The sequence below is a fragment of the Lautropia dentalis genome, from assembly GCF_003892345.1.
GTDB classification, from domain to species: Bacteria; Pseudomonadota; Gammaproteobacteria; order Burkholderiales; family Burkholderiaceae_E; genus Lautropia; species Lautropia dentalis.
The window spans coordinates 1,051,750-1,064,419 of the sequence record NZ_RRUE01000002.1 but is presented as its reverse complement, the minus strand read 5'-3'; the positions used below and the strand labels follow the sequence as shown (position 1 = coordinate 1,064,419).

The 12,670-nt window shown below is 66.9% G+C and carries 13 protein-coding genes; 7 read left to right on the top strand and 6 right to left on the bottom strand.

Annotation, left to right across the window (positions count from 1 at the left end):
* Window positions 1-42 precede the first annotated feature (42 nt).
* The 6 genes from EHV23_RS12255 to EHV23_RS12230 form a co-directional block, all read right to left on the bottom strand.
* On the bottom strand, window positions 43-483 hold the full coding sequence (locus EHV23_RS12255) for an STAS domain-containing protein (protein ID WP_125096329.1): 441 nt from the start codon (window positions 481-483) through the stop codon (window positions 43-45).
* A gap of 8 nt (window positions 484-491) precedes the next feature.
* On the bottom strand, window positions 492-1,106 hold the full coding sequence (locus tag EHV23_RS12250) for an MlaC/ttg2D family ABC transporter substrate-binding protein (RefSeq protein ID WP_125096328.1): 615 nt from the start codon (window positions 1,104-1,106) through the stop codon (window positions 492-494).
* 156 nt (window positions 1,107-1,262) lie between these two features.
* A complete protein-coding gene (locus EHV23_RS12245; protein WP_125096327.1) occupies window positions 1,263-2,990 on the bottom strand; it encodes an MlaA family lipoprotein in 1,728 nt (575 codons plus the stop codon).
* Window positions 2,990-3,481 (bottom strand): outer membrane lipid asymmetry maintenance protein MlaD, encoded by a 492-nt coding sequence (mlaD, locus tag EHV23_RS12240; protein ID WP_125096855.1) that lies wholly within the window; start codon window positions 3,479-3,481, stop codon window positions 2,990-2,992. The genes EHV23_RS12245 and mlaD overlap by 1 nt, the downstream gene beginning before the upstream one ends.
* A 217-nt stretch (window positions 3,482-3,698) precedes the next feature.
* The gene (gene mlaE, locus EHV23_RS12235; RefSeq protein ID WP_125096326.1) at window positions 3,699-4,487 is read right to left on the bottom strand and encodes a lipid asymmetry maintenance ABC transporter permease subunit MlaE; all 789 of its coding nucleotides are present in this window, start codon (window positions 4,485-4,487) and stop codon (window positions 3,699-3,701) included.
* Window positions 4,484-5,284 carry an ABC transporter ATP-binding protein gene (locus EHV23_RS12230; protein ID WP_238990441.1) on the bottom strand — a complete coding sequence of 267 codons (801 nt, stop codon included), beginning with the start codon at window positions 5,282-5,284 and terminating at the stop codon, window positions 4,484-4,486. The genes mlaE and EHV23_RS12230 overlap by 4 nt, the downstream gene beginning before the upstream one ends.
* Before the next feature lie 700 nt (window positions 5,285-5,984).
* Between EHV23_RS12230 and EHV23_RS12225 the strand changes: the two genes are divergently transcribed.
* The 7 genes from EHV23_RS12225 (at window position 5,985) to hpf (ending at window position 12,480) form a co-directional block, all read left to right on the top strand.
* Complete coding sequence (locus EHV23_RS12225; protein WP_238990440.1) at window positions 5,985-7,037, top strand: KpsF/GutQ family sugar-phosphate isomerase; 1,053 nt, start codon at window positions 5,985-5,987, stop codon at window positions 7,035-7,037.
* Window positions 7,038-7,210: 173 nt separating this feature from the next.
* The gene (locus tag EHV23_RS12220; protein WP_125096325.1) at window positions 7,211-7,774 is read left to right on the top strand and encodes a KdsC family phosphatase; all 564 of its coding nucleotides are present in this window, start codon (window positions 7,211-7,213) and stop codon (window positions 7,772-7,774) included.
* A gap of 10 nt (window positions 7,775-7,784) precedes the next feature.
* Window positions 7,785-8,390, top strand: a complete 606-nt coding sequence (lptC, locus tag EHV23_RS12215) for an LPS export ABC transporter periplasmic protein LptC (protein WP_125096324.1) — start codon at window positions 7,785-7,787, stop codon at window positions 8,388-8,390.
* A 102-nt stretch (window positions 8,391-8,492) separates the two neighbouring features.
* Entirely contained in the window at window positions 8,493-9,134 is a 642-nt protein-coding gene (lptA, locus tag EHV23_RS12210; RefSeq protein ID WP_125096323.1) for a lipopolysaccharide transport periplasmic protein LptA, read from the top strand.
* Window positions 9,135-9,215: 81 nt separating this feature from the next.
* Complete coding sequence (lptB, locus tag EHV23_RS12205; protein WP_125096322.1) at window positions 9,216-9,998, top strand: LPS export ABC transporter ATP-binding protein; 783 nt, start codon at window positions 9,216-9,218, stop codon at window positions 9,996-9,998.
* A 134-nt stretch (window positions 9,999-10,132) separates the two neighbouring features.
* Window positions 10,133-12,109, top strand: coding sequence for an RNA polymerase factor sigma-54 (rpoN, locus tag EHV23_RS12200; RefSeq protein ID WP_125096321.1), 1,977 nt, complete (start codon window positions 10,133-10,135; stop codon window positions 12,107-12,109).
* A 47-nt stretch (window positions 12,110-12,156) separates the two neighbouring features.
* Window positions 12,157-12,480: a ribosome hibernation-promoting factor, HPF/YfiA family gene (hpf, locus tag EHV23_RS12195; RefSeq protein ID WP_125096320.1), complete on the top strand. Its 324-nt coding sequence runs from the start codon at window positions 12,157-12,159 to the stop codon at window positions 12,478-12,480.
* Window positions 12,481-12,670: the final 190 nt, after the last annotated feature.

Below are 12,670 nucleotides of genomic sequence, written 5' to 3'. Positions count from 1 at the left end.
CTGCAGCTGATGCAGCAGCCTCCCCCTGGGCCAGCGCCTGCCTCATGCGCGCGCCAGCAGCGCCGCCTTGCGCCGGCGCATGGCCTCTTCCTCGGCTGCAAGGGCCTCGCGCAGCTTGCGCAGTTCGGGGTGATCGTCCAGCAGAAAGTCGGCCACGCCGTAGAGCTGCGCCAGCGACACCAGCTTCTGCGGCGGGTTGTGCACCGCCAGCGGTTTGCCCGCGTGGCGGGCAATTTCCAGCAGCGCCGACAGCACGGTGGAATCGAAGGTCTTCATCCGGCCCAGATCCACCAGCACCCGGCTCTCGCGGTTCAGCCGGCGGGCCTTGGCCTCGGCTTCCAGCTTCTTGAGCAGGGGCAGCACGTTGGCGCTGGTCACGCATTCGGGCAGGACGATGGCGGTGGTGCCATCGCCCACGTCCTCCATCAGCGGGGCACGGGCCTTGCCGTCTTCACCCACGCAGCAGGCTTTGGGTTCAGCCATGTCGATGCTCAGCTCTTGGCGCCCTTGGCTGCAGCAGCGTTCTTGGCCTGCAGGTTCTTGATCAGCCCATCGATGCCGCCGGCAGCGATTTCCTGGCCGAACTGGTTGCGATAGGTCTGCACCAGCCACACGCCCAGCACGTTCACGTCATAGATGCGCCAGTCGTCGCCATGCTTTTCCAGACGGTAGTCGAGCTGGATCGGGTCGCCACCGGGCTGCAGCACCTGGCTGCGCACGATCACATCCTTGCCGTCCGCATCGCCACGGAAGGGCTTCATCTGGATCTTCTGGTCCTTCACCGTGGAGAAGGCGTTGGCATAGGTGCGGATCAGCAGCGTGCGGAACTCCTTCATCAGCGCCTGCTTCTGTTCCGGTGTGGCCGTACGCCACGGGCGACCCACGGTCAGCGCCGTCATCCGCTCGAAGTTCACGTGCGGCATGACCTTGTCGTCCACCAGCTGCGAGATGCGGCCGATGTCACCCGCCTTCATGGCCGCGTCACCCCGCACCTGCGTCAGGACGTCGTTGGACAGGCCCTCGATGAAGTCGTTCGGCACCGTGGCCGCCCAGACCGAGCCCATCATGAACAGACCGGCCACCAGCGAAATTGCTTTCAGTTTCATGGAAATTCCTCATTGTCTGCCCATCTGCGCCACCCCGGAGGGCAGACGCCAGACAGGCGCCTCGTTCATCCAGCGGACAGGCACGCAAACCTCACGCGTCCTGCCCAGAACGTCCCAGCCGGCCAGCCGGTGCACACACCGGCGACCGGCGGTCGGTCATTGCTTCCCTTTGGCTGCCCCGGCGGCCTTGCCGGCGCTGGCCTTCGCCTTGCCGGCCTTGTCATTGGCGGCATCCTTTACCGCACTGGCCTTGTCACGGGCTGCGTCCTTCACAGTATCAGCCTTGCCGCTGGCTGCGTCCTTCGCGGCACCGGCACTGTCACCGGCGGCATCCTTCGCGGCATCAGCGCCAGCATCCTTCGAGGCATCGGAGCCCGAGGTGGTATCGCCCGACGAAGCGCCCTGGGCATCATCCACCGCGCCTTCATCCTGCGTCGGATCATCGGCATAGGGGTCGTCGGCGTACGGGTCATCCGCGTTGTCGGTGTCGTCATCCGGCGGATTGCCGTCGTACACGGCATTCTTGCGGCGCGCCAGCCAGCCATCGCGGATCAGCGTGTAGCGGTCCAGCGCAGCGTCGTCGAGCATCTTCTCGGCGTCGAGCAGTTTGGCCCGGTCGTTGATCTTCTCGACCGTCCAGAGCTGCCACTTCAGCGCCGTGTGGCCATCCTGCCACTGGTAGGCCGAGCCGTACAGCGAATCGACCGGCTTGGCGGCCGCGTCACGGACCGTCGACGGCCCCAGCAGCGGCAGCACGAAATACGGCCCCGACGGCACGCCCCACTTGCCCAGCGTCTGGCCCAGGTCCTCGTTGTGCTTGGGCAGGCCCATCTCGGTGGCCACGTCGCCAAAGCCCAGGAAACCCAGCGTGGAGTTCAGCACGAAGCGCGTCACGTCCTGCAGCGCTTCCTTCGGCTTGCCCTGCAGCAGGTTGTTGGCGCCGGTGTAGAGGTCGTACATGTTGGAGAAAAAATTCCCCAGCATGAACTGCACCGCGTCCGGCGTCACCGTCTTGTACGCCTTGGCCACCGGCTTCAGCGCGTACTTGTCGGCCTTCTCGTTGAAGGCGAACATCACGCGGTTGTAGGCCTGCAGTGGATCCTTCGGGTCATACGTGGTGAGATGTTCCAGCTTCACGCCGCCGGTCACATCGTCCAGCGAGGTGGGCACCCCCGCAGCCGACAGCGCACTGCCGGCCGCTCCGCTTGCGGCATCCGAAGCGGCGCCAGCCGCAGCCGAGGCGGCTCCATCGGTACCCACGGCCGAGGCGGCGCCGGACGCGGCATCACCAGCGCCCGACGCACCGGAAGCCGCCGACGACACATCCTTGGTCGCCACACCGCTTCCCGAACTGCTTTCGGCCGAGGCAGCACCTTCGGACGACGACGAACCACCCAGGGCAGCCCCCAGTCCACCCGCCAGCGCCGCAGCACCGCCCGTCACGGACGAGCCACTGCCAGAGGTGCCGTGACCGTTACCGTCGGTGCCGCCACTCTGTGCTTCACCGGATGCACGATCCGACGCACCGGAACCCGCTGCCGACGCAGCATCACCCGTCTTCTCTGCCGTGCCCGAGGCGCTGGCCGCCTTCGAGCCCGTCTGCGCCGAAGCCCCCTGCCCGGCCTGGCCGCCAGTTGCCGGGGAAGAACTGCCAGCTGCAGCGGCAGAACCGCCGGTGGCTGCAGAGGAACTGCCCGCCCCATCGGCTGCCGGCCCAGACACCGAGGCACAGCCGGCCAGTGCGAGCGCCAGCGTCAGTGAAGCAAACCGAAGCCCCTGGGCCCGCGGCGACGAAACCGCCGGAAGCCCGGGCCGGACACGTTCGGCGTGGTCCGCCGGCACCCTGCCCGCCTGCCTGCCGTGATCGATCCTGTCACCGGGCATCACTCACCCCCCTTGGCGCCATCCTTGCTGTCCTGGCCCTTGCCGGCCTGGCCATACAGGAACTGGCTGATCAGGTTTTCCAGCACGATGGCCGACTGGGTCATTTCCACCTTGCCGCCGTCTTCCAGATCCTCGGTGTCGGCACCCGGCTCCATGCCCAGGTACTGCTCACCCAGCAGGCCCGCTGTCATGATCTTCAGCGACGAATCCTTCGGGAAGTGGAAGCGCGAATCCATCTGCATGGTCACGTGCGCCTGGTAGGTCTGCGGGTCCAGCGTGATGTCGGTCACGCGCCCCACCACCACACCGGCGCTGCGCACGGCCGCGCGGGTCTTCAGCCCCCCGATGTTGTCGAAGTTGGCCGTCAGCTCATAGCCGCCGCGGATGGCGGCCGAGGCCGAGCTGGAAGCGCGAACCGCCAGGAAGGCCAGCGCCAGAATGCCGGCCAGCACGAAGCAGCCCACCAGCGCGTCCATCGATTTACGTTGCATTGCCATCGGAGTATCCGTTCAGTTACCTGTCTGCCTTCTGATTCTGTCGAATCCGTTCCATACCTGCCGGATCCGTCATATCCATCGAATCCGTTCCATACCCGCCGGATCCGTTCCATATCCATCGAATCCGTTCCAGCGCGTCATGGCCTCATACATCCCCGCCAACCCTCAGCGGGCGTGCAGAGTGAGTTCATGACGCGCCATACATGACGCGCTATAGATCGCCGAACATCAGCGCAGTCATCAGCACGTCACTGGCCAGCACGGCCAGCGAGGAGATGACCACCGTGGTGGTGGTGGCGCGGGCCACCCCCTCGGGTGTGGCCTCGGACTCGTGCCCCACCACCAGCGCGATGAAACCGCACAGCAGCGCAAACACGAAGCTCTTGACCACCACGCCGTTGATCACGTCGGTGGTCAGGCTCACGCCCGCCTGCATCTGCGACCAGAACGAGCCCGGATCGACGCCGATCATGATCACGCCGACGATCCACGCACCCACGATGCCCACCGCCGAGAACAGCAGCGCCAGCATCGGCAGGCCGATCAGTACCGCCACGAAGCGCGGCGCCAGCACCCGGTCCATCGGATCGACGCCCATCATTTCCATGGCGATCAGCTGCTCGCCGCTCTTCATCAGGCCGATGCCCGCCGTCAGCGACGTGCAGGCGCGCCCGGCAAACAGCAGCGCCGCCACCACGGGCCCCAGCTCGCGCAGCAGCGACAGCGCCACCAGCAGGCCCAGCGACGACTCGGCGCCATAGCGCTGCAGGTTGTAGTAGCCCTGCAGCCCCAGCACGAAGCCCACGAACAGGCCGGAGATGAGAATGATGGACAGCGAGCGGTTGCCCACGAAATAGACCTGCTCGCTGATCAGCCCCGGCCGGCGCAGCGCCCGGAGCGACGACAGCAGCAGCTGCGTCATGAAGCGGGCCGAAAAGCCCAGATCGTTGACCACCTGGCGTATCCAGGCGCCCAGCCGGGCCAGCAGTCGGATGATCATAGTCCCAGCTCCTTCTCAATGGGGCCGGCCGGATAGTGGAACTTCACCGGACCGTCACGGCGGCCGTTGAGGAACTGCACCACCTGCGGATCGGTGGAGGCACCCAGCTCCTTGGGCGTACCCTCGGCAATCACACGGCCGCCGCTCATCACGTAGGCGTAGTCGACGATCTCGAAGGTTTCGGCCACGTCGTGCGTCACCAGAATGGAGGTGGCGCCCAGCGCCTCGTTCAGCGTGCGGATCAGGTGGGCAATGGTGCCCAGCGAGATCGGGTCCAGCCCTGCAAACGGCTCGTCGTACATCAGCAGGTGCGGATCCAGCGCAATGGAACGAGCCAGTGCCACGCGGCGCGCCATCCCGCCGGAAATCTCCGACGGCATCAGGCGCGCAGCCCCCCGCAGACCCACGGCGTGCAGCTTCATCAGCACCAGGTCGCGGATCATCGTCTCGGGCAGATCGGTCTGCTCGCGCAGCGGGAAGGCCACGTTGTCAAAGATGTTCAGGTCGGTGAACAGCGCCCCGAACTGGAACAGCATGCCCATGTGACGGCGCAGGCCGTAGAGTTCCTGTTTGGACAGGCTGTGGACATCCGTACCGTCGAGCAGGATCCTGCCCTTCTGCGGGCGCACCTGGGCGCCGATCAGGCGCAGCACGGTCGTCTTGCCCGAACCGGAGCCACCCATCAGGGCCACCACCGATCCGCGCTTGAACTTCATGTTGATGTTGTCCAGAATCAGCCGCTCGGGCGTATAGCCAAAGCTCAGCGATTCGATGGACAGGAGCGTATCGTTATCCAAGTCAGTCCAGTCAGGAAAAACGCAGCCGGCAAGCTACCACGAAAACCAGCCCGCACGATGCAAAAACACACAATCTCCGGCCATTCTCACCGATGTGCAGCCCCCTGCAGACAGAAGACCGGCCGGAGGCGTCACGCCGTCCCTGCCACACAACACCGCAGCCCGGGGTTCCGGCGCGCGTGAGGCAGGCAATTCACCCCCGCGTCAGCCCCTGCGGGACACGGCAGCGGCGCACGCATCACCGGGCATGTCCGGGCGTCAGGGCTTTGCGGGAGGACTTCGGGGGACACACCCTGCACACCTGTCACACACGCACTAATGAATGACTGGTCAGTATAACGCAGGAAGGCGCATCCTCGCCCCCATTCCCGGCAGATGACAAGGATACCGACATATCGCAGCCCGGCCTTGACCAGCGGTAAGCCGATCCACCGTCCCTTGCCAGCCACCAACGCCATGCAACACCCGCGAACAATCCGAAACAGGCGCTGACGTATCGAACGGCGACCGGGACACGCCATGCTCCAGGTACCTTTCCGGCGGCGGCGGCTGGCGCCACCCTTTTGCGCGGAGGGATTCCGCGGGGATGAACAAGTCCATGACACGTTCTATACTGGCCAGGTACGGCCATCCGCCAGCTGGTCGCCCCCGTTCCCCCTGTCGTCCCGGCCGCCCGTGCGGCCCCGTCCGTTTCCAGCCCATGACGCCCGAGCCCCGCACCGCCGCCGACACCCATCCCGCCCCAGTCCAGCCCGCCAGCGGCCGGCAGACGCCCCTCCAGAGCGACGCCGCCCTCATCGACCGCGCCCGCCAGGTGCTGACCATCGAGGCCGATGCCGTGCTGCACCTGCGCGAAACGCTGGACGATGGCTTTGCCCGTGCCTGCCGGCTGATGCTGGCCTGCACCGGCCGCGTTATCGTCAGCGGCATGGGCAAGTCCGGCCACATCGCCCGCAAGATCGCCGCCACCCTGGCCTCCACCGGCACCCCGGCTTTCTTCGTGCATCCGGGCGAGGCCAGCCACGGCGATCTGGGCATGGTCACGGCGCAGGACGTGTTCGTGGCGCTGTCCAACTCCGGCAGCACCGAGGAGCTGATGACCATCGTGCCGCTGGTCAAGCGCGTGGGCGCCGCCCTCATCGCCCTCACCGGCAACCCCGAATCGCCGCTGGCGCAGTACGCCGACATCCACCTCTACGCCGGTGCGCAGCAGGAAGCCTGTCCGCTCAACCTCGCCCCCACCGCCAGCACCACCGCCGCGCTGGCCTTGGGCGACGCCCTGGCCGTGGCCCTGCTGGAGGCTCGCGGCTTTGGCAGTGAGGACTTCGCCCGCTCCCACCCGGGCGGCGCGCTGGGCCGCCGGCTGCTCACCCACGTGGGCGACATCATGCGCCAGGGTGACGACCTGCCCACCTGCCATCCCGATACGCTGTTCACCGACGCCCTGCTCGAAATCAGCCACAAGCGCATGGGCATGGTGGCCGTCCTGGACGACGAAGGCCGCGTGGCCGGCATCTTCACCGACGGTGACCTGCGCCGCGTGTTCGCGGGCCAGTCCCCCGACCTGAAGCACCTGACCATCGGCGCAGTCATGACGGCCAATCCCATCACCATCGAGGCCGGTGCCCTGGCCGTCGAGGCCGTGCGCATCATGGAATCACGCCGCATCACGCAGATCCTGGTCACCGACAGCCAGCGCCACCTGGTCGGCGCCCTGCACTTCCACGACCTGCTGGCCGCCAAGATCGTCTGAGAACATGTCATGAGCGCATCCGGCGCCCGCAAGGGAGAGTCCCCCGGCTGACCCGGAATCCGCGCGCTGCCGGCGTGGCCCTGCCTGCCAGGGCGGCCAGCCTTGTCGGCACACGGCCGGCACCAGCGCGGAGATGAATGCGCCCGTAACACGCGCCAAAGGGAGAACACATCATGGATCTGATCGCTGCTGCACGACAAATACGTCTGCTGGCCATGGACATCGACGGCACCCTGACCGACGGCCGCATCTGGATCGGCCCGCAGGGCGAGATCGCCAAATCCTTCTCGGTCCGGGACGGCTTTGGCCTGACGCTGCTGCACAAGGCAGGCATCGAGCTGGCCATCATCACCGGACGCCATTCCGACATCGTCGCCCAGCGCGCGAAGGAGCTGGACATCCGCCACGTCTTCCAGGGCGTGTCGAACAAGCTCGATGTCCTGCGCACGCTGGGCGGGCAGCTGAACATCGGCCTGCACGAAATGGCCTTCATCGGTGACGACTGGCCCGATCTGGCCGCCATGCGCGCCTGTGCCCTGCCGGCCGCGCCGGCCGACGCGGTGCCCGACGTGCTGGCCGCCGCCCGCTGGGTTTCTTCCGCCCCGGCCGGCCAGGGCGCCGTGCGCGAACTGGTCGACTTCCTGCTCACCAGCCGCGGCGAACGGGCCGGACTGCTGGCCCACTACCGCGACAGCGGCACCCACCAGCACCCGGGTGCTGCCCTGCCCCGTACCTGATACGTTCACGATGAGTCCCCGTCTGTTCGACCGCCTGGCCGCCGCGGCCTCGATCCTGATCCTGATCGGCCTCGGCATGGTCAGCTACTACTTCGCCCGGCAGGCCGAGAAGAACCAGGCGGCCCCCGCCGTGGAAGGCCGCGCCGATCCCGATTTCTTCGTCGAGAAGATGAGCCTGATGCGCGCCGACCGCGACGGCAACCCCTCGGTCCGGATGGAAGCCGAGCGGATGCTGCACTACCCGCTGGACGGTCACGTGGAGTTCACCGAACCGCGCATCATCTCGCTGGACGATGCCCAGCCGCTCACCACCATCACCGCGCGACGCGGTTCGGCCCCCGACAACGGCGACTTCGCCGACCTGCATGACGATGTGCAGGTGCGCCGCCAGCCCGCCACCCGCGCCGACGGCAGCGAGGCTGCGCCGCCCATGCAGATGTTCACCGACAACGCCCACGTCGACATGACCAGCCGGGTCATCACCACCGACGATCCCGTCACCATGCGGGCCGGCGAGAACCGCCTGGCCGGCGTGGGCATGGAAATTCGCGAGGACAGCCAGGAGGTGAAGCTGAAGAGCCGCGTCAAGGGGCATTTCCCGCCTGCAATCCGCTAAACTTGCACATATCCGGGGCGTGGACACTGCGCCCGCACCGCCGCCATGGCGGTCCCCGGCATGATCGTCTGCCCCATCTGGATTCCGTCCGAGATTCCCCGCATGTCCGCCCCCCTTTCGCTGCCCGGCCCGTCCCGGCACCTGCCCCTCGCGCTGGTGCTTTCGGCTTTCCTGCTCTCCCCTGCCGTGCACGCCGAAAAGGCCGACCGCGACCAGCCCATCAACATCGAATCCAACCGGGCCGACTACAACGATGCCACGAAGGTCTCCACCTTTACCGGCAACGTCGTGCTCACCAAGGGCACCATCCGCATCACGGGCGACCGCATGGTGCTCACCCAGGTGGGCCGCAACGCCCAGACGGCAAAGGTCAACGGCAAGCTGGCCACCTTCCGCCAGAAGCGTGACGGCATGGAACAGTACATCCACGGCATGGCCGAGCAGATCTTCTACGACACCCGCACCGAGAAGGTCACGCTCACCGGTCGCGCCCGGCTGGAGCGGCAGAACTGCAACCAGCCCGTCGATGAGATCACCGGCGGCGTCATCGTCTACAACGCCACCACCGAAACCTTCTCGGTCGATGGTCAGCAGCGCGGCGAGCGCCCGGGCCGCGTGCGCATCATCATCCAGCCCGGCACCGGCTCGGCCACCGACACCGGCAAGGCCGCCACCCAGCCCTGTGCCCCCGGTTCGCCGCTGCCGCTGGCCCCCGAACAACGCCTGTCCGGTTCGCGCAAATGAGCCGGACGCGCCCCGGAATGTCTGTCCGGTTCGCACAAGCGAGCCCAGTCCCTGCAGTACCCGGTCCCTGAAGCACGTCCGATGAACGATTCCGCACCGCACGCCTCCACCCGTCCCGCCGAAACCAGCCAGCTGCAGGCCCAGCACCTGATGAAGGCCTACAACGGCCGGGTGGTGGTCAAGGATGTGTCGATGGAGGTGTCCAGCGGCCAGGTCGTGGGGCTGCTGGGCCGCAACGGCGCCGGCAAGACCACCTGCTTCTACATGATCGCCGGCCTGGTGCCCACCGACGGCGGCACCATCCTGCTCGACGGCCAGTCCATCAGCCACCTGCCCATCCACCGGCGTGCCCGGCTGGGCCTGTCGTATCTGCCGCAGGAAGCCTCGGTGTTCCGCAAGCTGAGCGTCGAGGAGAACATCCTGGCCGTGCTCGAACTGCAGGAGGACGAGCGTGGCCGCACCATCAGCCGCCGCGAACAGAAAAAACGCCTCGAATCGCTGCTGAAGGAGCTGCAGATCGATCACATCCGCTCGAACACCTCCATCTCGCTGTCGGGCGGCGAGCGCCGGCGGGTGGAAATCGCACGGGCGCTGGCCAGCTCGCCCCGCTTCATCCTGCTCGATGAACCCTTCGCCGGCGTGGACCCCATCGCCGTGATCGAGATCCAGCGCATCGTCCGGCTGCTCAAGAACCGTCGCATCGGCGTACTGATCACCGACCACAACGTACGCGAGACCCTCGGCATCTGCGACCGCGCCTACATCATCAACGACGGCGTGGTGCTCGCCTCCGGCGGACCCGACGACATCATCCAGGACGAGCGCGTGCGCAAGGCCTATCTGGGCGAAGACTTCCGGATGTGAGCCCGCCAACGCCACAGCACGGGTCGCCCCTCGTCCCTGCAGCAGGGGCCACCGGTCGGCCCACCCCCCACCCGCCGCCGGGCCGGTGATAGAAATTCCGGAAACACCACTTCCGGAACATCTGTCCCCCGCCCATGAAGGCCGCCCTTCAGATCCGCCAGAAGCAGCAGCTCGCGCTGACGCCACAGCTGCAGCAGGCCATCCACCTGCTGCAGCTGTCCACGGCCGACCTGGAGCAGGAAATCGACCGGGCCATCAGCCAGAACCCCTTTCTGGAACGCCTCGACGCCCCCCACACCGACACCATCGCCCTGCGCGCCGACGGCAGCCTGCGTGCCCCTGTCCACGACGACTGGGCAGGCATGACAGCCACCGGGCAGCACATGGGAAGCCCGAGCGGCGGAAAGGCCATAAACACCGGCATGACCGCAGGCACGGAACACATCGGCGAAGGCAAGGCGGGCACCATGCACACCGCCAGCCCCGACGCCCCCCCGTCCTTTGACGGGCCAGGCGACATCGCGCGCACGGGCGCCAGCGAGCGGGATATCGCGACCGGCAACGACCCCGACACCATGGGCGAAGGCTGGGACCTGGACTACGACACAGCCGCCTCCCATGGCGACGACGCCTGGGGCAGCGGCATGGGCACCGGTTCCGCGGACGGCAGCGAGGGCGACGACGCCTTCAACCCCGCCCTGGCCACCGAACCGACGCTGCAGGCCCACCTGCTCGCCCAGCTCGGCGAGATCCGCTGCACACCACGCCAGCACGCCCTCATCACCCTGCTGATCTGGGAACTGCGCGACGACGGCTATTTCCCGCCCGGTTTCTCGCTGGAGGCGCTGGCCGCCAGCGCCCTCCTGCCTGGCAAACGGTTCTCCAACCACCAGCACGCTGGCCACCCGCCATACTGCCACCGGCCTTCCGTCCCCCAGTCTCTCTCCACCCCGCCAGCCCCCCACGTCGCGAACGGGACACCCGTGCAGCACGCCTCGATGGATCGTGCACAGCCGGCACACCCGCTCCCCGCCGAGCTGGACGCCGCGCTGGCCACCCTGCAGGGATTCGAGCCCGCCGGCGTCGGCGCCCGCTCGCCCGGCGAATGCCTGCGCCTGCAGCTTCTGCGCCTGCAGGAAGACCTCCCCGTGCCACAGGCCATCCCGTCACAAAACCCCACGCCCGACTGTGGCACCGCCCCGGCCCTGATCGACCTGGCCCTGCAGCTCACCCGCGACGACTGCCTGCCGCTGCTCGCCGATCATCGTGACGAACTGCTGTGCCGGCGCCTGCGCTGCACCCCGGCCATGCTGGGCGCGGCCCGCACGCTGATCCGCTCGCTGGACCCGCATCCCGGCAACCGTTTCGGCCACGAACCGCCCGGCTACATCACCCCCGACGTGACCGCGCGTCACACCGGACACGGCTGGCGTGCCGAACTCAACCATCGGGCCCAGCCCCGGCTGCGGGTTCATGACGAATACGAATCGCTGTTGAAGAAAAACAACCAAAGCAGCGAGACACCGGCCGCACAAAACCGGAAATCTGGGGCAGAATGGGAGCAACAGGTCACGGAAGACAGCCATGACGAGTCGGCTTCCCAACCCGCCACCGGCCCCGCGGCCGGCCATCCCCTGCTGCAGCAGCTGCAGGAAGCGCGCAGTCTGGCGTGCAGCGTGCAGCAGCGCGGCGAAACCATCCTGCAGGTCGCGCAGGCCATCATCGACCGGCAGAAACCCTTTTTCAGCCATGGCCCCGAAGCGCTGCGCCCCCTGGTGCTGCGCGACATCGCCGAGGCCGTCGGCAGGCACGAAACCACCGTATCGCGTGCCTGCACCCAGAAATACCTCCGGACCCCGTTCGGCATCTTCGAGCTGAAGTATTTCTTCGGCAGCCACGTGGCCACCGACACCGGAGGCCACACCGCCAGCGGGGCCATCCGGGCCCAGATCGAAAAACTCATCCAGCAGGAGAATCCGCACCAGCCATTGACCGACACGGACCTTACCGAAATGCTTGGCCAGCGAGGCATTCAGGTCGCGCGCCGAACCGTTGCCAAATACCGGGAATCACTCAATATTCTTCCTGCCGCGCAACGACGAAGCCGATGACCGCCAGCTGGTCGTGTTTGTGGAACGCTTTCAAGGAGTACAAAGGCATGAACCTTTCCATCAGCGGACACCATCTCGAAGTCACCCCTGCCCTGCGCGAATACGTCACCAGCAAGCTGGCGCGCATCCGGCACCACTTCGACCAGGTCATCGATGTCAATGTCATCCTGTCGGTCGACAAGCTCGTGCAGCGCGCCGAAATGAAACTGCGCGTGGCCGGCAAGGAAATCTTTGCCGAAGCACGGCACACGGACCTTTATGCGGCCGTCGATACCCTCATCGACAAACTCGACCGCCAGGTCATCAAGTACAAGCAGAAACGGCAGGACTACGCTGCCAGTCCGCTGAAACGGATGGCCGAACCGGCCTGACGTCCCTGCGCCGGGAAGGCCCCGCACACCGTGTGGCCTTCCCGGCCGTCCTTCCGGTTACGGACCTGTCCACCGCTTCCGGGCGTTCTGGTTCTGGATCGTATCGTAGGCTCACCCGTTCACGTACTGTCCCCAGCCGCGTGCTGACAGGGTGCCGCAGACAAGGCCGGCCTTTTTTCCAGCCACTGGC